General features: G+C 39.7%; 23 protein-coding genes and 1 pseudogene. 20 read left to right on the top strand and 4 right to left on the bottom strand.

Annotated elements, in window-relative coordinates:
- Position 1 precedes the first annotated feature (1 nt).
- The 6 genes from F0342_RS11655 (at position 2) to F0342_RS11630 (ending at position 4,728) form a co-directional block, all read left to right on the top strand.
- Complete coding sequence (locus tag F0342_RS11655) at positions 2 to 346, top strand: DUF1048 domain-containing protein (protein ID WP_149156121.1); 345 nt, start codon at positions 2 to 4, stop codon at positions 344 to 346.
- A 157-nt stretch (positions 347 to 503) separates the two neighbouring features.
- A complete protein-coding gene (locus F0342_RS11650) occupies positions 504 to 1,277 on the top strand; it encodes an ABC transporter ATP-binding protein (RefSeq protein WP_149156120.1) in 774 nt (257 codons plus the stop codon).
- A complete protein-coding gene (locus tag F0342_RS11645; protein WP_149156119.1) occupies positions 1,267 to 2,016 on the top strand; it encodes an ABC transporter permease in 750 nt (249 codons plus the stop codon). The genes F0342_RS11650 and F0342_RS11645 overlap by 11 nt, the downstream gene beginning before the upstream one ends.
- 346 nt (positions 2,017 to 2,362) lie before the next feature.
- Positions 2,363 to 2,812, top strand: a complete 450-nt coding sequence (locus F0342_RS11640; RefSeq protein WP_149156118.1) for a DUF1569 domain-containing protein — start codon at positions 2,363 to 2,365, stop codon at positions 2,810 to 2,812.
- Positions 2,813 to 3,066: 254 nt separating this feature from the next.
- The gene (locus tag F0342_RS11635) at positions 3,067 to 3,219 is read left to right on the top strand and encodes a hypothetical protein (protein ID WP_395940681.1); all 153 of its coding nucleotides are present in this window, start codon (positions 3,067 to 3,069) and stop codon (positions 3,217 to 3,219) included.
- A gap of 27 nt (positions 3,220 to 3,246) precedes the next feature.
- Positions 3,247 to 4,728: a S8 family serine peptidase gene (locus F0342_RS11630; RefSeq protein ID WP_188048518.1), complete on the top strand. Its 1,482-nt coding sequence runs from the start codon at positions 3,247 to 3,249 to the stop codon at positions 4,726 to 4,728.
- Between the two features lie 243 nt (positions 4,729 to 4,971).
- On the opposite strand, the gene blaI is transcribed toward F0342_RS11630, so the two are convergent.
- Positions 4,972 to 5,349 carry a penicillinase repressor BlaI gene (gene blaI, locus F0342_RS11625; protein ID WP_149156116.1) on the bottom strand — a complete coding sequence of 126 codons (378 nt, stop codon included), beginning with the start codon at positions 5,347 to 5,349 and terminating at the stop codon, positions 4,972 to 4,974.
- A 47-nt stretch (positions 5,350 to 5,396) separates the two neighbouring features.
- Positions 5,397 to 7,151: a BlaR1 family beta-lactam sensor/signal transducer gene (locus F0342_RS11620; protein ID WP_149156115.1), complete on the bottom strand. Its 1,755-nt coding sequence runs from the start codon at positions 7,149 to 7,151 to the stop codon at positions 5,397 to 5,399.
- Positions 7,152 to 7,611: 460 nt separating this feature from the next.
- Between F0342_RS11620 and bla the strand changes: the two genes are divergently transcribed.
- From bla to F0342_RS11585, 7 genes and pseudogenes are all read left to right on the top strand, one after another.
- The gene (gene bla / locus F0342_RS11615; RefSeq protein ID WP_149156114.1) at positions 7,612 to 8,505 is read left to right on the top strand and encodes a class A beta-lactamase; all 894 of its coding nucleotides are present in this window, start codon (positions 7,612 to 7,614) and stop codon (positions 8,503 to 8,505) included.
- A 406-nt stretch (positions 8,506 to 8,911) separates the two neighbouring features.
- The gene (locus F0342_RS11610) at positions 8,912 to 11,008 is read left to right on the top strand and encodes a peptidoglycan D,D-transpeptidase FtsI family protein (protein ID WP_262481714.1); all 2,097 of its coding nucleotides are present in this window, start codon (positions 8,912 to 8,914) and stop codon (positions 11,006 to 11,008) included.
- Positions 11,009 to 11,087: 79 nt separating this feature from the next.
- Positions 11,088 to 11,265 (top strand): annotated as a pseudogene (locus tag F0342_RS11605) (S9 family peptidase); the annotation flags it as partial.
- A gap of 121 nt (positions 11,266 to 11,386) precedes the next feature.
- On the top strand, positions 11,387 to 11,602 hold the full coding sequence (locus tag F0342_RS11600) for a cyclase (protein ID WP_149156113.1): 216 nt from the start codon (positions 11,387 to 11,389) through the stop codon (positions 11,600 to 11,602).
- 472 nt (positions 11,603 to 12,074) lie between these two features.
- Positions 12,075 to 12,578: a DinB family protein gene (locus F0342_RS11595; protein WP_262481713.1), complete on the top strand. Its 504-nt coding sequence runs from the start codon at positions 12,075 to 12,077 to the stop codon at positions 12,576 to 12,578.
- A gap of 134 nt (positions 12,579 to 12,712) precedes the next feature.
- Positions 12,713 to 13,255, top strand: coding sequence for a DinB family protein (locus F0342_RS11590; RefSeq protein ID WP_149156111.1), 543 nt, complete (start codon positions 12,713 to 12,715; stop codon positions 13,253 to 13,255).
- 396 nt (positions 13,256 to 13,651) lie between these two features.
- On the top strand, positions 13,652 to 14,494 hold the full coding sequence (locus F0342_RS11585) for an alpha/beta fold hydrolase (RefSeq protein WP_149156110.1): 843 nt from the start codon (positions 13,652 to 13,654) through the stop codon (positions 14,492 to 14,494).
- A gap of 75 nt (positions 14,495 to 14,569) precedes the next feature.
- On the opposite strand, the gene mraY is transcribed toward F0342_RS11585, so the two are convergent.
- Positions 14,570 to 15,520 (bottom strand): phospho-N-acetylmuramoyl-pentapeptide-transferase, encoded by a 951-nt coding sequence (mraY, locus tag F0342_RS11580; protein ID WP_149156109.1) that lies wholly within the window; start codon positions 15,518 to 15,520, stop codon positions 14,570 to 14,572.
- Positions 15,521 to 15,860: 340 nt separating this feature from the next.
- Between mraY and F0342_RS11575 the strand changes: the two genes are divergently transcribed.
- Positions 15,861 to 16,208, top strand: coding sequence for a VOC family protein (locus F0342_RS11575; protein WP_149156400.1), 348 nt, complete (start codon positions 15,861 to 15,863; stop codon positions 16,206 to 16,208).
- A 143-nt stretch (positions 16,209 to 16,351) separates the two neighbouring features.
- Positions 16,352 to 17,014, top strand: coding sequence for an AraC family transcriptional regulator (locus tag F0342_RS11570; RefSeq protein WP_149156108.1), 663 nt, complete (start codon positions 16,352 to 16,354; stop codon positions 17,012 to 17,014).
- Positions 17,015 to 17,061: 47 nt separating this feature from the next.
- On the opposite strand, the gene F0342_RS11565 is transcribed toward F0342_RS11570, so the two are convergent.
- A complete protein-coding gene (locus F0342_RS11565) occupies positions 17,062 to 18,024 on the bottom strand; it encodes a helix-turn-helix transcriptional regulator (protein WP_149156107.1) in 963 nt (320 codons plus the stop codon).
- Between the two features lie 112 nt (positions 18,025 to 18,136).
- On the opposite strand from F0342_RS11565, the gene F0342_RS11560 reads away from it, so the two are divergent.
- The 5 genes from F0342_RS11560 (at position 18,137) to F0342_RS11540 (ending at position 23,457) form a co-directional block, all read left to right on the top strand.
- On the top strand, positions 18,137 to 18,622 hold the full coding sequence (locus tag F0342_RS11560) for a GyrI-like domain-containing protein (RefSeq protein WP_149156106.1): 486 nt from the start codon (positions 18,137 to 18,139) through the stop codon (positions 18,620 to 18,622).
- 315 nt (positions 18,623 to 18,937) lie between these two features.
- Positions 18,938 to 21,526: a phosphoenolpyruvate synthase gene (ppsA, locus tag F0342_RS11555; RefSeq protein WP_149156105.1), complete on the top strand. Its 2,589-nt coding sequence runs from the start codon at positions 18,938 to 18,940 to the stop codon at positions 21,524 to 21,526.
- 317 nt (positions 21,527 to 21,843) lie between these two features.
- The gene (locus F0342_RS11550) at positions 21,844 to 22,812 is read left to right on the top strand and encodes a glycerophosphodiester phosphodiesterase family protein (protein ID WP_149156104.1); all 969 of its coding nucleotides are present in this window, start codon (positions 21,844 to 21,846) and stop codon (positions 22,810 to 22,812) included.
- 29 nt (positions 22,813 to 22,841) lie between these two features.
- The gene (locus F0342_RS25725) at positions 22,842 to 22,934 is read left to right on the top strand and encodes a helix-turn-helix domain-containing protein (protein WP_149156399.1); all 93 of its coding nucleotides are present in this window, start codon (positions 22,842 to 22,844) and stop codon (positions 22,932 to 22,934) included.
- Complete coding sequence (locus F0342_RS11540) at positions 22,894 to 23,457, top strand: SRPBCC family protein (protein ID WP_316252604.1); 564 nt, start codon at positions 22,894 to 22,896, stop codon at positions 23,455 to 23,457. Before F0342_RS25725 ends, F0342_RS11540 begins: the two co-directional genes overlap by 41 nt.
- Positions 23,458 to 23,675 lie beyond the last annotated feature (218 nt).

Below are 23,675 nucleotides of genomic sequence, written 5' to 3'. Positions count from 1 at the left end.
GATGAAGTTTATTGAAAAGGTTATTGGAAGTCTGTCTGACAAGCGGGAATGGAAGGCGATGGAGGCGCGTGCGAAGACACTTCCAAGTGAGTACCTCAACGCTTACAAAGCGATCCAAAAATATATGTGGACCGCAGGTGGTCTCACCGATTGGAAGGACACCAGCCGTATCTTTAATGGCATTCTCGACCTGTTCGAGGTAGGAGCAGCGGAAGGCAAAAAAGTCACTGATCTCACGGGTGAGGACGTAGCTACTTTCTGTGATGAACTGGTGAAGGACTCGGAGACATGGAGTGACAAGCATCGCGCTAAGTTGAATGATACGATTGGCCGTGGGAAAAAGTGAATGAAAAAAGAGAATACCGACTGAATAGCTGGTTGAATGTGGTAATACCTTCACTATTCAGTTATTTTTTTAATCCAGTAGTAAGTATTACAGAATATCAGTCTGACTGAGTACTGGGGAATAGGTAAACTAGCGATTTTTATTAGGAGGAAAAAATATGAGTGATGCAGCGATTTGTGTAAAAGGGTTGAAAAAATCCTTTAAAGACAAGGAAGTCTTAGAGGGAGTGGATTTTGAGGTGGCCCGTGGTGAAATTTTCGCACTGCTGGGCTCTAATGGAGCGGGAAAGACAACGATCGTCAATATCCTTTCGACGCTGATGAAGGCGGATTGTGGTGAAGTAAGTATTTGCAGCTTTGATGTTCATCGTCAACCGGATCATGTCCGCCAGAGCATCAGCTTGACTGGTCAGTTTGCCGCTTTAGACGGCATGCAAACCGGGCGGGAAAATCTGATGATGATTGCCAAGTTGCGTGGGGTTTCCAATCCCTCTCAAGTCGCCGATGATCTGCTTGCAAGATTCAGTCTCACCGATGCAGCCAACCGACGTGCAGATCATTATTCAGGGGGGATGAAGCGCCGGCTTGATATCGCCATGAGCCTGATAGGGAAGCCGGAAGTAATATTTCTAGATGAACCGACCACAGGGCTTGACCCCGAAGCGCGGATTGAAGTCTGGGAGACCGTCAAAGAGCTTGCCGGGGGTGGCACGACCATATTGCTGACGACCCAGTACCTGGAGGAAGCGGAACAACTGGCGGATCGCATTGCCATCCTGCACGGCGGAAAAATCATCACGACCGGTACCCTTACTGAACTCAAAGAGATGTTCCCGCCTGCGAAAGTGGAGTACATCGAAAAACAGCCGACATTGGAAGAAATTTTCCTCGCAATCATTGGCAAAAAAGGAGGAGATGTAAATGAAAAGTAAAACAGGGGTATTACTGGGACGATTAATGCGCAATATCTTACGTAGCCCGGATACGATTATCACAGTGGCGATTACGCCGATTATGATGATGCTACTGTTTGTCTACGTATTTGGCGGTGCTATAGAGACTGGCACGGACAACTACGTCAATTATCTATTGCCGGGAATCTTGCTAATCACGATCGCATCCGGCGTCGCTTACACTTCTTTGCGGCTCTTTAACGATGTGAAAAGTGGACTGATGGCGCGCTTCATTACCATGCCCATCAAGCGCTCGTCTGTATTGTGGGCCCACGTATTGACATCTCTTGTTTCCAATGCGCTTACTGTTGTCGTGGTTATCCTCGTAGCACTCTTGATGGGTTTCCGTTCCAGTGCTGATATCCTGGATTGGCTCGCGGTAGTTGGGATACTCGTGCTGTTTACTCTAGCGCTGACATGGCTGGCGGTTATTCCCGGGTTGACAGCACGGTCCATGGAAGGAGCAACAGCATACTCATACCCGCTGATTTTTCTGCCGTTCATCAGTTCAGCCTTTGTCCCCACTGAAACCATGCCTAAAATAGTTCGGGCTTTCGCAGAGAACCAGCCGGTGACTTCAATCGTGAATTCGGTCCGTGCACTCTTATTTGAAGGGACTGTGGGCAACGATATCTGGGTCTCGCTTGCCTGGTGCGTCGGTATCATGATCATCGCTTACTTCTTCGCTAGTAAAGTATTTAAACGCCAGTTAGGGTAAGTACAACATTATATTTACCGATGCGATGAATGTAATTGCTATCATTGAATCGGCTTAAATGTTGGAACAACTCTTGATGAATTTATGGGTATCTTCAACTATTTGTACTAACTCTGTATATGATTGTACTTAAAGTTAAGGGGCGTTGATCTAACAAGGATTAACGCTTTTTTTGTTGAAGTGATTGAACTAACGGGCCATATTCGTGAATAAGGATTTTGTAAACTACCACTATGGATTAAAATTAAAGATGAATCAATAATTTTGAGGTCTTAATTGCAGGTGATCGAAGTTCAATATGAGCAAATAAAGAGCAAGTCATATTTTTTAAAGGGGATTTGTACTAATGAAAAATATATTTAATCATTTGCATACAGAGGAAATTGTAAATCGTATCGATAAATTAACCCCAAATTCTCAACCACAATGGGGAAAAATGGACGTTGCCCAAATGCTAGCTCATTGCTCATCGTTCCAAGACATAGCAATGGGAAATTCTGTTCATCCGAGAGGTTGGTTAGGAATATTAATAGGGAAATTTGTAAAACCAATCTTTTATAATGACAAGCCATTAGCCCGCAATATGTCCACAATCCCGGCCATTTTGATTGTAGAAGAAAAAAATTTTGAAACAGAAAGAGAAAATCTGAAACAAAAAATTATAACCTTCCAATATAATGGGCCTGAAAAGTGCACAACACATCCACATTCATTCTTCGGCAAACTTACTTCCGAGCAATGGGGTAAAGGAATTTACAAACACCTTGACCATCATTTAAAACAGTTTGGAGTTTAGTTACCTACAGAAAAACCAAAATGAATAGTTTGGTTAACAACATTAGATGTAATCGGACCAAATTGTAGGTTTTTAACAAAGTATTAATTGAGTTCAATAAAGAGATATAATAAACTACTACAAAACGGGCGCTATTCTGGAACAAGGATTAGCGCCCGTTTTCCATTTTAGTGCCAGATTTGTTAGGAATCTTGTATAATATAATCATGAATTTTATTCAACTAAAGAGTAGAAAATTTTAAGAGGGTATAAAAATGGATAATGAAACAGCCCAAAATATTAGAAAAAGTTTAACAGCTGATTGTACGAAGTGCTTTGGACTTTGCTGCACAGCGCTTAATATTGTAGCATCAAGTGATTTTCCAATTAACAAACCAGCAGGCACACCCAAAGTTCAAAATGATTAGACGACTGATCGAGATATGGAGGGTAACATGAAAGATCTCAGAAACAGTCAATCGAAGATAGAGGATTGGCTTGAACATATGCAGCAACATGTGGAACCCATTTGGAGAAGATTAGGCTTTCCTGAGGCACCAGACGTAAATACATCCGGTAAAGGCATTGGCATCATAATTCTAGATGATATCATTCCCCATAAGCTAGTTTATCATTTAGGAAGTCGGTTAAAGCAAGTCAAAGTCGGGGACGATTTAGGTGTTACTTGCATGGACGTTACATCCCAAAATATTAAACCTATAAATAGGAGTGTGGAACATGGGATGATGACATTACAGCTTTTGGCTCATTTACCTTTAAAATTTTATAACCATTCCCATGTTGGCCTAGTTCCAGCAGCAAATTTCATTATGCTTTCTGAGAATGAGCCAGAAAAAATTGAAACTGGATTAAAATGGATTCTTAAGAGGCGTAATAAGTGGAATATCCAAATTCTTTTGAATTTGTTGGTACCCAATACAAGGGAAATAGGTTCTATGAAACCTACTTCTCGGGATCCTTTTCTTCAGTCGATGCAACCGGCGATTCAAGAAGAACTATTGATTATTGCTGCTAATGGAAATACGAAAGCACATAATAACCTTCACCCCACCGAATTTTTTACAGTTGGTGGATATGATGATACTGGAGTTTCCGATTCCAATAAGCATAAGCCCCATCCGGCTGTACCATGGGGGATTAATGGAGATGGCTATTTTCGTCCAGATATTTTAGCCCCGTTCACCTATTTGCCTATACCTTTCTGCGAATCGAATGAGTCCAACCGTGTCTTATCTTATTTTGGAGGCTCGTGCGGAGCTGCGGCCCTTGTGACGGGCATTTTTGCTCATTTGCTATCAAAATATCCCCATCTAAATCATCATCAAATCAAAAGTTTATTAATTCACAATGGATGTTTAATGCAAGATTATGAGAGTCCTGTACCAAAAATAGCTGTTGGAAAGGTAATTCGGCATATTGTAGAAGGTGTTAATGTACCTGAATTCAATTACATTTCACCAACCGGTAAGAGTGATCCAGTTATATCAGCCGTTGAACTTACCGAGTGGATTGAAAACGGGAAAATCAAAAGAGATACGTTATGGAAGTACTTAAAAGATGAATCGTCAATTGTAAGAAAGACAGTAATTTCATATGGGTTAGGTTCCCCAAGGGATGAAGAAGAAAGAAGACGGTATTGGGAAAATTTTAAAAATAGCAAAAGTGAAACGGGTGAAAGAATTTCATGGCTATATCAGTTGCTCATGAATGCAAGTGTTAAAGAATTAGATCAATGGGTGGAACTTCTTAAAGAAAATGATGTTGAAATAACCCTATGTGTCAAAATTTATCTTGAAAAAAATTTTAGCGATGCACCCGAAATTACATATCTCCCAGATCCAAATCGTGAAATTATCTCTTTGGCCACTGAGCCGGTGTGGAAATGGTATAGGGAATATAAAAAAGTCGACAATTAGATTTTCTATTTGGATTAACTGGTTTTAATATATATAAAAGAGATCCACAATTGGGGGCAATTCTGAAGAATTGTATGTATGTTTTTTCTGTTCGTTGATTTTCATCTGATTATAACTTGAAGAACTTAGAGTAAATAAAAAAGTTCCGTAACTAAAACACTTTACTTGCAGGAGAAGCCATTTATGAGGATAGGGGCCGGTTCTTGTGCTTCCATGAGGAGCATAAGAACCGGCCCCTTGCTTCTAATCGATTTTTTTGTCGAGCATTTTTTTGAGTTCTTTGAGTTCTTCTTTGGTCAGGGTTTCGTCTTCGATAAATTGGACGAGAAGGGATTTAGTTATACCTCCGTATATTCGGTCGATTAAGGATCTGGTTTCAGCGCATTGGCACTCGTGCTCAGAGTAGAGCGGTGTGAACGTGTAAATGCGCTTGTCTTTGTTGGCTGCGATGACTTGTTTATGGGTTAGCCGGTCAAGCAACGTGCGGATCGTTTTCGGTTTCCAATCTTCATACTCCTGGATGGCGGTGCAGACCTCGTTCGCCGTTAGGGGCGATTTCTTCCAGAGGACTTTCATCACTTCCCATTCCGCTTCGGTAATGCTGGGCATTTCTTTTGACATTTTAATATCTCCCCCTCAGCAGTTAACGCCCTTTCGAACGCTTTATCTTAATACAATCCTATATTTTTTAATATCGACATGGTGATTTCTGCAGCTTTACTGCCACTGGCATCGTCAATATTTGTCGCAAAAAACCAGGTGTCCTCATTGGTTTCTACGAATCCTATGAACCATCCATTCACAGTTTCACCGTTGACGACGCCTGTCCCAGTCTTACCATACAGCCTTGCGTCCCCTTTTTCTTCAAGGGCGAGGGCCGATTTCACAGTTTCGACGTTAACGGGGTCAAAGTGCTGTTCATTTGTATAGAAGCTGCGCAGCAATCTAACCTGTTCCACAGGCGAGATTTTTAGGGAAGACTCAAGCCAATACTCACCGACCCCACCTGAAAGATTCTTGTTTCCGTAATCAAGCCGTTCCAGATACGCTGCCAGCTTGTCTTCGCCAATTGTCCTGTCGAGGGTTTGGAAGTACCAGTTGACGGAATGCTTCATTGCCGTATCAAGAGTCTGATCCCTGTTCCACTCTTTATATTCATTTGGTTCGCCACTCCACTTAATAGATGAATCGTCAGGTGTTATGGAATTCTCCTCAAGACTGATCAGAGCGCTGTAGATTTTATAAGTCGAGTCAGGCGACACCCTCAGTCTGCTCTTATTCTTATTGTAGATATGGTATTGTTTATCCTTCAAGCTGGTAAGGACGATGGTTCCTTCCCCTCCGTCAAAATAGGTGTTCAAGTTCAAGCCCTCAGTGATAATCTTCTGATCCTTAATATCATAATAATCCTCATCTGCGGATGCAAGCGTGAAAAAGGGCATCTGCATTGAAACAAAGAGCGCGGTTGCAACAAAGAGTGCGATGCTTTTCATGAGTCTGAGACGAGAATTCCTACGGAAAGATGCGATATGGGTGATCCGTCTCTTTATCTGTTTTTTCGAACCTGACAACTGATTCGTCAAGGTGGAAAAACCAGGATGCTGCTGATCGAAGAAGGAAAGAATGGTTTGGCCATACTCCTTATAAGAGACAGGTTCGAGGGAATGAAGAACTGCATCGTCACAAGCTAACTCCCGGTCCACCCGCATCTCCCTGAAGGCTATCCAGATGAAAGGATTGAACCAGTATAAAATCTGGTAGAAAAGGAAGATGTAGTTGACTTTCGTATGATGGCTTTTCTCATGCTGGAGTTCATGAAGAATCACATATCTTAGCTCGTTCAAGGACATATGCTGCTCCATTTCTTTAGGAATCAGGATGGTGGTCCTAAAGAACCCGAAGATCATCGGTGATCGAACCCGAGATGAGACCAATAGTGAGATCTTTTTCTGAATGCCGAGATCACTTTTGCATGCTTCGAACAGGGAATGTATATCTGTATTTCTTACCCTCTTGGCTGTGCTTACAATTCGGTTCAACTGTAAATGCGAGCGGAGAAAGAAAAAGGTGAAAGTGACGATGCCTGCCACCCAGATTAGGAGGAAAATCATATTGAGATTCGAATAATCGTATTGATTCACCGATGTACCGAAATCCTGCATCCAATTGACGTCAAGCCCAGGGTTCCCTTGGGACCTTCCGGCAGGCGTAAAGGTGGATGAGTTCCCAGTTCCCACGTTTGCCTGTTTTCGAGATGAAATCCATTCTTTCGGCAAAAACGGAAGGGTCAGCACAGCGATAAGCAAAAACCAAAGATGATAGCGCCAGGCGGCCGACAGTCGGAAACGTCGGACAAGAAAGATAACGGCAATGGTGATCGTCGATAGCCCGAACGTCATTAACATTTGAGGCAAGATCATCATTCTTTTCCTCCTTTGTGAGGTGATCTCTTCATTCTGTCAATATACTATTTGATGAAATCAATTTCTATAATATTTGGTGGGTTTCTTACACAATTTAAAAATACAAAAAAATGCAAGAGATTATCAAGTCTTTACTAATTGTTGAGAAACAAGTATAGATTGAAGCTTCGTGCATAGTGAATACTAACATAATTTTTCCTAGTTTTAAAGAAGTTACGGTATCGTAGTTGGAGGAAATGGATGAGAAACTCTTGTTCAGGGCTTCGAGCTAAAATACTATCACACATATGTCGCGTAATTGATAGGGGGTGAAAAAAATTCTTTTCACCCCATTAGTTGACGTTAAACCTAAAAAAAGAAATTGACACCACCAGATTACAATTGTAGTATATGACTACAGGTGTAGTCTTGTTGTGAACTCAAAGCAGATTCCATCAATAATTGTAAGTGAGGGATTCGTATGAAGTTGTTAAAAATGAAGAAGGTTGTAGGGACGTTGGCACTGGGAGCTTTGCTTCTTGTGGGCTGTTCAAGTAATCAGAGTGAGGCGGATTCAAAAGAGGAGAAGGAGACAGACTTCGGTTTTAAGGAGCTTGAGAAGGAATATGATGCAAGACTTGGGGTATATGCACTCGATACGGGAAGCAATCAATCTGTTTCCTACCGTGCCGATGAACGCTTCATCTATGCATCTACACACAAGGCATTGGCTGTAGGAGCACTTCTAAAGAAAAAATCGATTGATGACCTTGATAAAAAGATCAATTTTACGGAGAAGGACTTGGTTAACTATAACCCCATCACTGAGAAGCATGTTGATACGGGGATGACCTTAAAGGAGCTGAGTGATGCCTCTATTCGTTACAGTGACAATACGGCCGGGAATCTTATCTTTGAAGCCATCGGAGGTCCGAAAGGGCTCATGGAAGTCCTTAGAGGAATAGGTGACGATGTGACCGAACCCGATCGAATCGAGCCGGACCTGAACAATGTAGAGCCTGGGGAAACGAGAGATACAAGCACGCCTAAAGCACTTGCTGAAAGCCTGCAGGCTTTCACACTCGGTAACGCTCTCCCTGAGGAGAAGCAGAACTTGCTGAATGACTGGTTGAAACGCAATACTACAGGCGATGCCCTGATACGTGCAGGTGTACCTGAAGGATGGATAGTTGGGGACAAAACCGGAGCAGGCTCTTACGGTACTCGCAATGACATCGCCGTCATCTGGCCACCAGATGGTTACCCCATAATCCTAGCCGTACTCTCCAGTCGTGAAAAAGCTGACGCTGAGTACGACGATGAACTGATTGCCAAAGCTACAGAAATAGCGATTAAACAGTTGCAGAAAAAATAAAGCAAGCGGTTGCCCCCATCTTTGAAGCATGATCTAAAGTGTAATAGGAAAGTAACATCATAGATTAACCGCCTTTATTCAATAGTATAGAGGCGGTTTTATTTATATCGACTGGAATAGAGCAGTTATTAAAGAAATGGTAGGCGATCTTCTGCTTTTTTATAGAGGAAGTTTAGTTGAAAAACGTGTTTCTTAAAAATTAAGGGAGACTCGTATGGATGATGAGCACTCTGGTATTGGGCCTTATGCTTTAACGCGCTACGCCAAAATTACGGAAGTATCTGTCCGATGTATATTTCTTTTCTTATCAAGATCTTTTATTCCTAAGAATAGATAAATTCATTCTTTGTATGCTAAGACATTTCCAGAAATGGTCTTAAGGCGAATTAATGGAAGGATTGAAAATGTGAAGAAAAAGAATAAGAAACATGTCACTATTAGGATGAATTATCTCTTTTTTGCGGTTTTTCTTTTGTTTAGTTTGTTAATCATAAAACTAGGACTTGTTCAAATAGTAAGCGGAGAAAGCTACAAAAATGAAGTAGAAAGAACAGAAGGTATATCTGTGAAAGTAGGGACTCCTAGAGGGAAGATTTATGATCGTAATGGCCATGTTATTGTTGACAACAAAGCTTTAAATGCAATAACTTACACAAAAACACCTACTACAACATCTCAAGAGATGATAAAAGTGGCGGATAGGTTATCTAAATTCATAAGCGTGGATACAGATAATATTACGGATCGTCATTTAAGGGATTTTTGGATATTAAAAAACCCAAAGAAATCTACGAAACTACTTTCTCCAAAAGAAATTAATGCTATTAATGAAGCTGAGGATCTTAGTGAGGAAGAAAAAAAGGAAAAAGTTTATAAAATGCAGTTGGACCGTATATCTAAAGAAGCCATAATTTCTATTAGTGAAAATGAGTTACAAGTATTATCAATATTTATTAACATGAATACTGGTTATGCTCTATCTCCACAAATAATAAGAAACAAAAATGTTTCTGTCGAAGAGATTTCTAAAGTTGGTGAAAACATAAATAAATTACCTGGAGTTAATGTAGTTACAGATTGGGACAGGATCTATGTGCATGACAACACTTTACGTTCAATATTTGGAAACGTTTCTTCAGCTAAAGATGGCCTTCCGAAAGAATTAAAAGCTAATTATCAAGTTCAAGGCTATTCACTGAATGATCGAGTGGGAAAAAGTTATCTCGAATATCAATATGAAGACATTTTACAAGGCCAAAAGAAAAAGATAGAAAATACTATAAAAGATGGTGCAGTCATAGAATCTAGAATTGTTAGTGAGGGAACGAGAGGTAAAGATCTTGTACTAACAATTGATATGAAGTTACAAAAAGAAATTGAAAAAATTGTAGAAGAAGAACTTGCATCCCAAGTCAAAAAGTCTGGTCAGTCACCATACTTAGATAGAGCATTTGTAGTTATGATGGATCCGTTTACTGGTGAAATTTTATCGATGGTCGGAAAAAAGTACGAAAAAAATAATGAGACAGGTAAATATGAGTTGAACGATTACTCTCTAGGTACCTTTACGTCGTCTTATGAAGCTGGTTCAGCTGTCAAAGGGGCTACGGTTTTAACTGGGTATATGACGAATAATTTATATCCAGGGGAAAGGATGATAGATGAACCAATTTATATTCGAGGAACAAAACCAAAAACGTCCTGGTTTAATAAATATCAAAAAATCGATATGAGTGATTTGCTAGCATTGGAAAGATCATCTAATTCTTACATGTGGAAAATAGCATTTCGTATTGGTGGAGATAATTACGTGCCTAATGAAGCTGTTGATTTCACTTCTGATTCTTTTGATATCATACGAAATAATTTTAATAAATTCGGTTTGGGGGTACCAACAGGAATAGATTTACCTGGAGAAGTAAGTGGATTTCAAGGAAAAGAAAAGAAACCTGGTTATTTGCTAGATTTAGTTATAGGTCAATACGATACTTACACTCCCATGCAATTAGCTCAATATGTGTCTACTATTGCTAATGGCGGTAATCGTATAAAACCTCATATTATGAAAGAAATTAGAAATCCTGGAGAATCTATAGATGAGGCTGGAACTCTGTTGTATGAAAGTAAACCCGAAATATTAAATCGAATTGATGCATCACCTGAGGAAATTCGTCAAGTACAAAAAGGGTTTTACAGAGTAACTCATGGTAGTCAAGGAACAGCTAACAATTTTAAAAGCGCTCCTTATGAAGCTGCAGCTAAATCAGGCACCGCAGAGGCTTTTTATAAAGGACCTGAAATGGATAAAGCTGTTCCGACATACAATACTTCATTAGTTGGTTATGCTCCATTCGATTCTCCAGAAGTAGCTATTTCAGTATTAGTACCATGGTCGCATCAAAATCATGATCCTTATATTAATAAGACAATTTCTAAGAGAGTCATGGATAAGTACTTTGAGTTGAAGAAAGAGAGGTACAGGAATAGTAGACAAAGTGAATAACATAATAACATTATCAAATCCAAGCATGTTTAAATTGAGGTAATGGAAAATAATTTAGGTGCAATCAACTTATATAAGAAGAGTTCCAACTCCAAATGCATATGAGCTATATCAAGGATTAAGTGATATGGAAGTGGGTACAGAATTAATTTTATTTAAAGGAATGGCATATAGTTCTGACCAGCCAGGGATTAATGTGGCTATCGTTTTTCCACTATATTCTTGGAGAAAGTATGAAAGATTTTAGGAATTTGTGATTCATACACAAATTATCTCGATTTCTCAGCTATCCGCCGTGTTTATTCAAAAAGGTTGCACCCTTTTTGTGTTGAATTCTTATTATAAATGAAGATATTAACCAAATGAAGGAGGATTCAAATGGATAAACGGGTTCAGTTTGACTTTGAAATAGATTTTACAAATGGCGGAGGGATACAGGGACAGGAATTTCGTCTTGATATCGATGGGGATGACATTTCTGATCAAGAGCTGACTGAATATATTGTAGAGGACATGAGACTATTGATGGTTGGAGAAGTGAGAATATTGAACAAAAAAATTATTAATGAGAAGCATAAACGAAACCTCTGTTGAAAAGAAAACTGAGCTTTGACATTTGAGTGTGATTGCTATAACCAAAAGAGGCTGGGACAAAACTAAAAAACCATGATAAAAAGACGAACAATAGAAGTGTAGGTTCTTCATACCGCTAATGATTTCCGTGCAAGACTACGCTTTCCGCGGGTAGCCCGTGAGCCTCCTCGGCAAGCCTGCGGGGTCTCACATAAGCTACTCTTCCCGCAGGAGTCTTCGTCTTGCACTCCAATCAACCGCTGGAAACAGCTAAAATCAAATTTCGAAAATAAATAATAAACCCGAACAAATCTGCACACTGAAAAGCAGGTTTGTTCGGGTTTGACTTAGGCTAAAAAACTTTTGTCTCAGCCTCTTTTTAATCGGATTTTTTTTGCAATGAGATTGTTTCTTTATTTAAAAGAGGAAAAAACGATTCTAAATAGAATGTAATCACCTAAAGAGGAGTGTGATTTCATTGGAGAGAAAATCTTTGCAAGTTTCACCGTTACCAGGATACGAAGAAGAAATTGGTCGGTGGCTGTGGTGTTTAGAGGATGTTCGCCGTACTCTCATGAAAGAATTATCTGGTGTCAGCCAAAGTACCCTCGACACAAAAAGGGATGGTAGACAAACGATTGGCTCATTGTTATATCACATCGCACTGGTAGAGGCGGATTGGTTATATGTAGAAGTCCTTGGAACTGAATGGAATCCAGAAATAAGATCGTTGTTTCCCTATAACGTCAGATCTGATAACGGCTCATTAACCCATATTGAAGCACAAAGTCTAGAAGAGCATTTTCACTGTCTTAACAAGGTGCGTGAAGTATTTCTTTACCACTTTCGTTCAATGGACTTAACGGATTGGCGTAAATTAAGGACACTTGAAAAGTATGATGTCTCACCTGAGTGGGTGGTTTACCACTTAATCGAACATGAATCACATCATAGAGGGCAGATTTTCCAACTGCTTAGAGAATTGCGTGATGTTTAAGCGGCGCGATTATTTCACTTCGCGCTTTTTGCGGAGAAAAACCATTGGGATTAAAGGCCATTTGAAATAATTGCTGTTGAAGTACACAGTTGCATTTAAAAGGAAGAGAACGACATACAAAAGGGGGAGAAGCTATGCTAAGTAAGCCAGAAGCAAACGAGTATGCTCCATATTACAAGGGCTATGTGAACAATGTACCAGATGGAGATCTGCTCCAGATTCTTGATATTCAACAAAAGGAAACCATGAGTATGTTAAAAGATTTAAGAGATGAAATGGGCCAGTTTCGGTATGCTCCGGAAAAGTGGACAATCAAGGAAGTCATAGGCCACATAACCGATACGGAGCGCATTATGTGCTACCGCCTTCTCTGTATTGCGAGAGGAGAACAGGAGATGCTGGCAGGATATCATGAAGATGAGTACGTGAAAAGGGGCAAATTTAATCGTTTTTCCTTACTGGAGCTTTTACATCATCAATCTCTTGTCCGCCAAAATACCATTCTCCTTCTTAGTAGCTTGGATGAAGAAGCCTTGCTCCAATGTGGAAAAGCAAATGGCTCCGAAATGACCGCACGTGCTATTGGGTACATTATTGCTGGTCATGAGATGCATCATCGAAGGTTGATAAAGGAACGATATTTGGGTTCCGATAACTTTCAGGGTAAAGATGAATGAAATCGAAAATATAAAAGAAAAGCTTGAGTAATCAATAGAATGATAATCTTTATTGGAATTCTTACTATGGTACATAAGAAACAATGAATATTAGTTATTTCATTGAAGTATTGTTGGAGAAATTTCTGTCTAAATAATTTCATATTAAACTATTGGGGGCAATAACTGGAGATCACTTAATTGATCTCCGGCTATTGCCCTTCAATTTTCGGCAGTTAAATTGAAGAAATCGAAACTTTCACTCTTTGACTAACGTCTAATGGATAGCAAGTATAAATCTATGAACTTACCCAGAAGAAAACAACAATTTAGTTAAATAACAGTCAAATTAATAGCTCCTCTCTGGCTTTTCTTGTTTTCAGTTAACGGCCGTGAAGGGTGCATGGGGGAAAAATCATGTGGAAGCAAAAAATAATTAAAACAGAACGAGGAGATTTCGAAATCTTTGAGGCGGGAAATGGAGAACCATTATGTGTGACTCATCTATATAGCGAGTTTAACGAGCGTGGCTACCACTTTGCTGACCGGTTTGTGGACGACTTTAAAGTGTACCTTGTCAATTTGAAAGAATCGGGGAATTCCACTGAGATTCAAGATGAAGATGAGTTAAGTATGAGTGAAACCAGTAAGGATTTAGAAGCAATCCGATCTGCTTTAGGGTATGATAGCTGGAATTTTGCAGGACATTCCACAGGTGGGATGTTAGGGCTGGTTTATGCTGCTGATCATCCGGATTCTCTAAACCGACTAATTGTAGGTGGGGCGTCAGCTACCAATGAGTATGTGAATGATCAGGAAAGTATTTATTGTGATGAAAATCCCTATAACGACCGATTGAAAGAGGTATTTTCCATTCTGAATTCCGATGATGCAACAAGAGAAGAACGGAAGCACGCACGTAGGGAATGGACGAAAATGTCTCTGAATGACCCAAGCAGATATGATGAATACTTTTCTAAGCCAAGCAGTGGAAAAGTGGTTCAAAAACGTTTAGAGTATTATGCTTATAACGAATTGCCAACGTATGATATCAGAGAAGACATTTCGAATATAAAAACCCCGACAATCGTTTTTTGTGGAAAACATGACTCTCAATGCCCATTTGTGTATTCAGAGGAAATTTTCAATCTTGTTCCCAATTCAACATTTTATATCTTTGAAAATAGTAACCATTTTTCTCATATAGAAGAAAAAGAAAAATTTAGCGGGATGGTGAAAGACTCTTTTCATTGGGTCTGAATTGATAGAAGTGAATAAACCAAAAGGACAAAGGAACTTCAAACTATGAAGTTCCTTTGTCCTTTTACCTTATGGCTAGAGAACAAACTTCCAATAAGCATAACAGATAAACGTACAAATCCACGAAACAAACCCAAAGGCGGTAACAATGTTCGTTTCACCCCAGCCATATTTTAAGCCGTAGTGATAATGAATCGGAGTCATTCTGAAGATTCGTTTCCCTGTCGATTTAAATGAAGCAACTTGTAATATGACCGATAGCTGTTCAGCAAAATAGATAAAGAATAAAACGGGAATGAGAATCTCAACTTTTTCGATAATGGCAAGAAAAGAAAGGGAACCCCCTATCGCTAATGACCCTGTATCCCCCATAAATGCTCTGGCAGGAAAGATATTATAAATGAGAAAACCGAGTAAGCATCCGATCATGATTAAACAAAAAAGCTGCACTTCTGATTTGTCTGAAATCATAAAAAAGAAAAAATAAGTAGGGATTGCCACAACTCCTAAAAGGCCGTCCAAGCCGTCTGTAAAATTAATGGCATTTGCAGAACCGACAATAAATAAGGTGATGACAATGAAATATACCACTATTGGAAGATTCAAAGAAAGATTTTGATAAATACCAATCGTTGAGTCTATTCCGAGTTCGCTCATCAAATAAAAAAGCAAAGCCCCCGTAAAGAGAAATTGGAAAATAAGCTTGGTTCTACTTGATACCCCCCCAGGATCCTGGCGTGACGCTTTCCAAAAATCATCCAGGAAACCTATAAAGCTGAATAATATATACGTAATCGCCAGGAAATACATCAGTGGTGTAGGTGAAAAAAATAACGATACGATAATCCCGATAAAAAGAATGATCCCAAACATTAACGGAGTCCCTTTTTTGATTTGATGATTGGAAGGAAGTTCTTTTCGTATCGGTTGCAGGAGCTTTAATTTCCGTAAGAGTTCAATGAATAGCGGGGATAAAACTGAGACTAATATAAAAGCAATAATAGCCGGAATTAGTTGATCGATCACTTCTTATCTTCCCCTTTTCTATTTACTATCTATAAATAAGTTCTAGTAAGATTGGAGATATCCTCTAATCTATTTTCTAAACTTTTCCTAGATCTATATTGCCGAAAACAAGAAGTATAGAAGAATCTGGTGAAGTTGAACTGAAATTCAATGGGATGCATTCAAAAACTTTGTGGGCTATTAGCGAACCTTAAATGTAATAAATAAATGAAAACGATATATAACGGATATTGCCTTCTTCAACTATCGGATGAATGAAGAAGGAATTTGTTTTTATTTCTTGAATTTCTAATTTAATCGGAAAATGAAAGGAATTAGAGAAGGGAGTGAGTTTTTTATGATGATAAAAGGTTTCGGGGGAATATTTTGGAGGACTAAAAACCTGGATGCTTTAAAGAAATGGTACAGTGAAGTGTTGAAGATTGAAATGGAAGATTGGTATGGGACTATTATTAAACCCGAATCAGGAAATGAAACCATTTTTTCTTTCTTTACTCAAGATGACCCTTACTTCCCAGAAAAACAGCAAGTGATGTTGAATTTCCAAGTTTATAATATAAACGAGACGATTGATCATCTGGAACAAGTTGGTGTACCTCTTGTAAAGGAAAAAGAGGTTAGTGAATATGGTACGTTTATTTGGATTAAAGATCCTGAAGGTAGACTGATTGAGCTATGGGAGAAATAATGGATTGTCATTATTCTTATAATGTTTAATAAACGGGCCATTCTAAAAAGGGAAGTGTTTATTGAGAATGGCTTGAAAATATAAGTTAGTATAGGTATAGAGAAATGCTGCAGAATCAAGCCAACAGAGCAGGAGGTGTCAATGTGAATCCAACAGGAGCCATACATATATTAAATGGAACAGAAATGTATAAGAATTTCAAAGAGACACAGTTTCTTGAAGCCGAATTGATGATTCCCTTCAACGAGGCCATGTGTTATGGGGAAACCTGCGGAGATTTATTTTCCGGTGAATTTATCGAAATGCGTGCGAAAGTTCATCAAGTAACAACTGCGCAATATGCTGAAATCACCTTAAAACCATTGCAGCCTCTCTTTTGTGAGGATTTTGATCATATAGCACTATGGTTTGATGAGGATATGTTTTGTCAAATGAATCTTCTCACTCTACTCGCCTGGTTAGATCAAACAGATTATGGAGGTTCAATTGACCTCCATCTTGTCGGTGATGATTTTCAACCTGAAAGTCATTACAGCCTAAAGGCAAAGGGATATGATCAACTCTACAAACAAGTAATGATTCATAAAGCTATGCCTAAGGAAGTTCATCCAATCCCTTTATACAAAGGGGTTGTACTGTATTTGAATTACCTTAAGGAAGATAGTGATCTTATGTTGTATATTCAACAGCACCAGGACGTCCCCATAAAAGAACTGGTGTCACTTCTAAGCGGAAATTTCAAAGAATATGGCTTAGGAGATACACAATATTTCGAAATGGTAAAAACTTATCGTCAAAATTTATGACATCCTATAGGAATAGCAGGTAAAGCGGATATTCAATCAGGCCGCTGTTATTCCCGGTATTGGTCTAATCCCTTTCGTATATTATGTAAGACTTTTTCTGGGATTTCCCTGATCTTGAGATCCCTGCCAAGGAAAAGCAACCAGTTTGTGAATTCGGTTAATTCATCGGGCTTATGAACATGAACAAAAGTCTTTAGAATGGCTGTGGTTTGGTAAGGATTCGTATAGGCGATTGAAACTCTTAAAGGATGGTATTTTTTATACTGAGCAATCGCTTTTGGACCAAGTTCAAGGACAAGGTTGATTCCTTCTTCCCGCATTTTCAGTTTTTCTAAAATCTCTTGCTCTCTCAGTCTTTTTTCCGGCGAGTATGGTTTGATGTCGATGAGGAGGTCGGCGGGAAAAATCCGCTTCTTTTCTTCCTTTAAGTCAAAGCCTTCAATGATCCAGAAGCTTTTTTCATGGTAAAGGTGTAACAAATAGATGGGATAAGATTTGATGTCCTTTTCTTCTTGGATTGTGAGCAATAAATATCTATCCAAAAGGAGGATTTGGAAGAGTGTTTCCACCATGGGATGGGGGAGGTCTGAAAGGTCCAGTAAGTCGGGATTATGGGGATTGGTCCCTTCAAACAGCAAGAGCTGGTTCAGGAGAATCAGGTCATCTTGCTGGCTTTGTGAGATGAGGCTAAGTAATTTTTCAGCTATTGATTGTCGGCTTTTTAGATAAGGGAGCTGCTGATTACGGGTCGCCATAAAGGCAATAAATAGAGCTTTCACTTCATGATCGGTGAAACGGACCTCAGGCAGGACAGAATTGTGCATGACAAAATAACCCCCATCCCTTCCAGCTTCAGAAACAAGTGGCATCCCCATGGACTCAATTTCTCTGATATCTCTAATAGCTGTCGACCGTGAAATGTGAAATTCACGCATGATTTCAGGAATGGTAAAGTGAGCCCGGTTGTTGATATATCTCATAATCACATTTATTCGTTCAACTTTTTTCATCAGGTCCCCCAGAAAAGGTGTCATTTTTTGATACTATTTAACGCTATTATATATTTATCAAGTGATGGAGACAAATCGCTTGAAATAAATGAACAAAAGGATGGTTTTAAATATGGCAGAGTATAAGTTAGAAGAAAAAGACGGTTTTATTGTAATAGGGTTAGGAACCGATCTTAAGAGCGATTATACTGATTTTGCTGGATTGAGTAAGGAAAAGGCGGATTTTTGGCAAGCTGTAAGCGAAGATGGAAGGCTTGATACTTTAAAATCCATGGCCACAAACGACTACATTTTTGCAGTGAACGAAGCAGTGAATAATAAAATGATGCATTATGCCGGCGTCATGGCAGAGGCATCGTCACCAGTACCGGATGGGGCTAGAGTGATTCAGTTTCCTAAGGGAGAATACGTGGTTGTGAAAGGCGAAGGGAAGACGGCTGAAGAATTAAATAATATGGTTACTGCCATTGCCTTTGGTCAAGTCTTACCAGAAGAAAAGGATGTTGCTTATGTTGGTGCACCTAATGCAACGGTTGAAATGGGGCACCGAAACGGGCAGGTATTTGGTGAAATGTGGATTCCTGTTGTAAGGAAATAAAGAGAACATAGGAATAAGGTTAGTTATGATGAGGGCGTAATCCTTAGACTGGATTACGCTTTTCTTATTGTTTAATCTATTCCATAAGCGGTGATTTTAACGAAAAAACTCCATAAAAAAGCTCGGAGCAATATAACTCAGAGATTTTTCACAGACTATTTAATGAGATTTACCCCCGAAAATTCGTTGTTTATTTTAAATTTCGATCTCTTCCTAATACCATTATAGCATGATAAAAATTCTTATTATAGACTGTTTATTCCCATTTTCTACTGCTAAAATCAATAGAACATTGATGGATAGGGGAGATGTAGAATGAGTTCGTTGGTTCTCAGTTTTCAGGAAATGGAACAAACGCAGCTTTTGCTCGTTGGTGGAAAAGGGTTGAATCTAGGGGAGTTATCAAAAATTCAGGGAATACAAGTACCAGAAGGATTTAGTGTGACAACCGTTGGGTTTCAAAGAGCGATTGAACAAAATGAAACGTATCACGCTTTGTTGCGTCAATTAACCAAGCTCAAACCAGAGGACCGGGATCAAATTGGTGAAATTAGCAGGAAGATTAGACAAGTCCTTCTAGAGGTAGCCATTCCTTCCGATGTTGCGAAAGCCGTTTCTCAATATCTCTCCAGGTTCGGCGAAGACCATGCTTATGCCGTTCGTTCAAGTGCAACGGCCGAAGACTTGCCTCATGCTTCTTTTGCCGGGCAGCAGGACACTTACCTCAATATCATCGGCAAAGAAGCCATCCTGGAGCATATCAGCAAGTGCTGGGCCTCTCTCTTCACTGATCGTGCAGTCATCTACCGTATGCAAAATGGGTTTGACCACAGTGAAATTCACATTTCTGTCATCATTCAAAGAATGGTATCCCCGAAGGTTTCAGGGATTCTTTTTACGGCTGATCCAGTGAGTTCCAACCGGAAGGTGGTATCCATCGACGCGGGCTTTGGACTTGGTGAAGCATTGGTTTCCGGCTTGGTATCAGCGGACAATTATAAAGTGAAGGACGGAAAGATCATCGAAAAGAGGATCGCATCAAAGAAATTGGCTATCTATGGACGGAACGTTGGAGGAACGAAGACACACTCCATCCATCCGGATCAGCAGATGGCAGCAGCCCTTACGGATGAACAGATAGTACAACTGGCACGCCTAGGTAGACAGATCGAAGCATATTTTGGCTGTCCCCAAGATATTGAATGGTGTTTGGAGAATGACTCCTTCTATATTGTCCAAAGTCGTCCGATTACGACCTTATTCCCCATCCCGGAAGCGGCTGATGGGGACAATCGTGTGTATTTATCGGTCGGTCACCAGCAAATGATGACGGATGCCATGAAGCCGCTCGGGTTGTCCTTTTTCCTGTTAACGACCCCTGCACCGATGAAAGTTGCCGGGGGGAGGTTGTTTGTCGATGTCACACCTCGTCTGGCTTCGCCTAAAAGCAGACAAATGTTCATTGATGTATTGGGGAAATCAGAACCACTCATAAAAGACGCCCTCACGACTATCGTAGAGCGGGACGGTTTCATCAAAATAGTAGACGATGAAGGTATGCCAGGGCCAAATCAGGCAAGCGTGGATCCAATCGACAGCGATCCTGCAATCGTCGCTGATTTAATCAAAAGAAGCGAAACCTCGATAGAAGAGTTAAAACAAACTGTTCAAATGAAATCAGGATCCGAATTATTCGACTTCATCTCAGAAGACATCCAGGAATTAAAGAAAATTCTATTCGACCCTCAAAGTTCACGGGTGATCATGGCTGCGATGGATGCTGCATTCTGGATCAATGATCATATGTACGAGTGGTTAGGGGAAAAAAATGTGGCAGATACCCTGTCTCAATCTGTCCCGAACAATATTACTTCTGAAATGGGCCTGGCACTGATGGATGCTGCTGACGTGATTCGTCCATTTCCGGAAGTCATTGATTTTTTACGAAATGTAAAAGAGGATCCCTTTCTGGATGAACTGGTGACAGTCGATGGTGGACAGGAAGCCCGAGAAGCAATCGATGCTTTTCTCACCAAATACGGCATGAGATGCAGTGGTGAGATCGATATTTCGAGAGCACGTTGGAGTGAAAAGGCAACGGCAATTCTCCCGATGATTCTCAGTAACATCAAAAACTTTGAGCCTCATGCAAGCAAGCGTAAATTTGAGCAGGGACGACTGGAAGCGATTCATAAAGAACATGAATTACTAGAACGATTGAAGGCATTACCCGATAGTGAACAAAAGGTCAGGGAAACAAAAAGAAGGATCGCCATCATACGGAATTTCAGCGGGTATCGTGAATATCCGAAATACGGCATGATCAGTCGTTACTTCGTCTATAAGCAGGCTTTATTGAAAGAAGCCGAACAACTCGTTCAAAAGAACATCCTTCATGAAAAAGAGGATATTTTCTATCTCACGTTTGAAGAATTGTGGGAAGTCGTACGGACCCACGAACTGGATTATGGTCTTATCCCTAAGCGCAAAGACGATTACACCTTATATGAGAAACTAACGCCTCCACGTTTGATCACGTCTGACGGTGAAATCATCACCGGGGAATACAAACGGGAAAATCTTCCGGCAGGAGCGATCGTTGGTTTAGCTGTCTCATCGGGAGTGATTGAAGGGCGTGCACGTGTGATAGTAAACATGGAAGAAGCGGATTTGGAAGATGGGGATATATTAGTCACCGCTTTTACCGACCCTAGCTGGACACCATTATTTGTTAGCATCAACGGTTTAGTCACCGAAGTTGGTGGACTGATGACCCACGGTGCCGTTATCGCACGTGAATATGGCTTACCGGCAGTAGTTGGTGTCGAGAATGCTACCAAAAGGATAAAAGACGGGCAAAGAATTCGCGTGAATGGAACAGAAGGGTATATTGAAATTTTGTAATGGGTGGATCGAGTAGTTAACTGAGCGGTGTGTCACCATGTATAATAGGGGCAGCACCAAGATTATAACAACAAAACAGACACAAATATAATTCATTCCAATATTATATGAAGCGGCGCAAGACATACTATTGCGTCGCTTTTTTATATACGAAGTTAGTCGGTTTATAAAGTATGAGCTTATATTAACAGTAGACAAACTTAATTAGAGAGAATTAAATATATTTAAAGGGTACACCTTCCGGAACTTCCAAAACTTTTGATTATGGATAGAGAAGGTAAAGTGAAATTTATGATTTTAGATAGGATGGGAAACGAATGAAAAAAGGCTTTAAAGTAACGATATTAATCTGCCTCGCATTAACGCTATTTGTTTATCTAAATAATAGCTCTATGTTTAGTGATGAAAGAAAAGGAGAACCGATCCTTTTGGCTCATCGGGGCTTAGCTCAAACTTTTCCTATGGAAGGTATAACTGGCGAAACGTGTACAGCAGAAATTATCAATGAACCTGAACACCATTACTTGGAAAACACTATTCCTTCAATGGAAGCAGCTTTCAAAGCAGGAGCAGATATAGTGGAAATTGATATCCAACCTACGGAAGATGGGGAATTTGCCATTTTCCACGATTGGACCCTTGATTGTAGAACAGATGGTACTGGGAAGACAAGAGACCATACAATGAAAGAGCTGAGAAAGTTAGATATAGGATATGGTTATACAGCTGACAATGGAAAGACGTATCCTTTTCGAGGGAAAGGAATGGGGCAGATCCCTACATTAAATGAAGTATTAACTCACTTTCCAAATAAGGAATTTTTAATTCACATTAAGAGTAATGATCCAACTGAAGGTAAACAATTAGCTAAGTATCTCTCTAATTACTCTGAGGAAAGGCTAGGCGATCTATCAGTATATGGTGGAGATGAACCTATTGAAACGTTGAAGGAGAATCTGCCAGATATGCGTGTCATGTCAAAAGAGACGTTAAAAAGCTGTCTACTTTCTTATGAAGCTTTAAGTTGGACGGGTTATATACCCGGTTCTTGTAAAAATACGCAAATTCATATACCCGAAAAGTATGCTTCTTACCTTTGGGGATTCCCCGAAAAGTTCATAAATAGAATGGAAGATGTCAATACAAGGGTTATTCTTGTTGCCGGTGATGGTGATTGGTCAGAAGGATTTGACGAGAAGTCAGATCTTGCGCGTGTGTCAGAAAATTATAAGGGTGGAATTTGGACAAATAGAATAGACCGGATAGCTCCTATCATAAACGATTGATCCCTGGGGGTCCTAAATAGGCCGTTCATATCAGGAAAATCAGAAAGAAGATTGAGCAGGATCCTTCAACCCCTGAACTTCTTGAAACCATTTGGGGCGTTGGGTGCGGTTTCAAGAAATAAGATTATTGAAAAAACGGAATGGTCTAATAAATGGACAAGAAATAGTAGACAGTATATAAATGAAATAACGCAAAAATATATGAAAGTGAGTGGAAGATGTATGAATAATCTCTCTCAAATGAGAATTCAAAAGCCGGCACATGAAATTTTCGAGGCATTTGTTGATCCTGATAAAATAGGTAACTTTTGGTTTTCTTCAAGTTCTGAACGGTGGGAGGAAGGGAAGACTGTTACTTTAAGATATGAAGAATATGATGCACAAGGTGATATAGACATAAAAGAAATTCAAGAACATAATAAGATTGTCTTCGAGTGGGCAGGAGACCATAAAGTGACCATAACATTTGTGCAAGAAGAAAAAGGCAGCACTATTGTAGTAGTCAAAGAAGAAGGATTCGATGAGACCAACGAAAACCTTATCAGCCAATTACTAGACAATAAAGAGGGTTGGGTATACATGCTGACATGCTTGAAAGGTTACATGGAGTATGGTGTCAATCTTAGAGCAGCGCTGGTTAAGTGAGACTTAGAGAAAGTGAAAAATAACATCATATTTTGAAATAAGGTACTTTGAGCGTGATCTAAGTACCTTATTTTTTTTGCTATTGTGCCAATTTATTAGATGTTGATGTTGCTGAAGGTTACGTTTGTCGAAAAATCGCGGTTGCAGACTGGATCATGTCCTTTATCCATTATTCACATCCACGATCCTCAAGCTTTCTATGCAACAAAGTTTGCGAA

The sequence above is a fragment of the Bacillus sp. CH30_1T genome (genome assembly GCF_008364765.1).
GTDB lineage: Bacteria > Bacillota > Bacilli > Bacillales > Bacillaceae_B > Rossellomorea.
This window is presented reverse-complemented; position numbering and strand designations above follow the sequence as displayed.

Bases quoted from the DNA above. Each gene is read 5' to 3' on its own strand.
- F0342_RS11655 (WP_149156121.1), top strand. From the start codon at position 2: ATGAAGTTTATTGAAAAGGTTATTGGAAGTCTGTCTGACAAGCGGGAA.
- F0342_RS11650 (WP_149156120.1), top strand. From the start codon at position 504: ATGAGTGATGCAGCGATTTGTGTAAAAGGGTTGAAAAAATCCTTTAAA.
- F0342_RS11645 (WP_149156119.1), top strand. From the start codon at position 1,267: ATGAAAAGTAAAACAGGGGTATTACTGGGACGATTAATGCGCAATATC.
- F0342_RS11640 (WP_149156118.1), top strand. From the start codon at position 2,363: ATGAAAAATATATTTAATCATTTGCATACAGAGGAAATTGTAAATCGT.
- F0342_RS11635 (WP_395940681.1), top strand. From the start codon at position 3,067: ATGGATAATGAAACAGCCCAAAATATTAGAAAAAGTTTAACAGCTGAT.
- F0342_RS11630 (WP_188048518.1), top strand. From the start codon at position 3,247: ATGAAAGATCTCAGAAACAGTCAATCGAAGATAGAGGATTGGCTTGAA.
- blaI (WP_149156116.1), bottom strand. From the start codon at position 5,349: ATGTCAAAAGAAATGCCCAGCATTACCGAAGCGGAATGGGAAGTGATG.
- F0342_RS11620 (WP_149156115.1), bottom strand. From the start codon at position 7,151: ATGATGATCTTGCCTCAAATGTTAATGACGTTCGGGCTATCGACGATC.
- bla (WP_149156114.1), top strand. From the start codon at position 7,612: ATGAAGTTGTTAAAAATGAAGAAGGTTGTAGGGACGTTGGCACTGGGA.
- F0342_RS11600 (WP_149156113.1), top strand. From the start codon at position 11,387: ATGGATAAACGGGTTCAGTTTGACTTTGAAATAGATTTTACAAATGGC.
- F0342_RS11590 (WP_149156111.1), top strand. From the start codon at position 12,713: ATGCTAAGTAAGCCAGAAGCAAACGAGTATGCTCCATATTACAAGGGC.
- F0342_RS11585 (WP_149156110.1), top strand. From the start codon at position 13,652: ATGTGGAAGCAAAAAATAATTAAAACAGAACGAGGAGATTTCGAAATC.
- F0342_RS11575 (WP_149156400.1), top strand. From the start codon at position 15,861: ATGATAAAAGGTTTCGGGGGAATATTTTGGAGGACTAAAAACCTGGAT.
- F0342_RS11565 (WP_149156107.1), bottom strand. From the start codon at position 18,024: ATGAAAAAAGTTGAACGAATAAATGTGATTATGAGATATATCAACAAC.
- F0342_RS11560 (WP_149156106.1), top strand. From the start codon at position 18,137: ATGGCAGAGTATAAGTTAGAAGAAAAAGACGGTTTTATTGTAATAGGG.
- ppsA (WP_149156105.1), top strand. From the start codon at position 18,938: ATGAGTTCGTTGGTTCTCAGTTTTCAGGAAATGGAACAAACGCAGCTT.
- F0342_RS11550 (WP_149156104.1), top strand. From the start codon at position 21,844: ATGAAAAAAGGCTTTAAAGTAACGATATTAATCTGCCTCGCATTAACG.